Source organism: Bradyrhizobium sp. sGM-13, assembly GCF_018398875.1.
GTDB lineage: Bacteria > Pseudomonadota > Alphaproteobacteria > Rhizobiales > Xanthobacteraceae > Bradyrhizobium.
Window position 1 is genome coordinate 1 of the sequence record NZ_JAGWDK010000488.1, and the last position, 221, is coordinate 221.

The window sequence follows — 221 nt, forward strand, 5'->3', positions numbered from 1 at the left end:
GTCGTCCTGCTTGGCTTGTTTGCAATCCAGCACAGCGTAATGGCGCGTCCCGCCTTCAAACGCTGGTGGACGAGAATCGTGCCGCAATCCGTTGAGCGCACGACCTTCGTGCTGTTGGCCAGCCTCTCGTTGCTGCTGCTCTACTGGCAATGGCGGCCAATGACCGGCGTCATCTGGTCGGTGACCGATCCAGTTGCGGCAATTGTGATTGAGACGATCTT

Annotated in this window: 1 pseudogene; it reads left to right on the forward strand. The window is 58.4% G+C overall.

The annotated features are described in order from the left end of the window. Nucleotides 1–221, forward strand: a pseudogene (locus tag KJQ96_RS39755) (isoprenylcysteine carboxylmethyltransferase family protein); the annotation flags it as partial.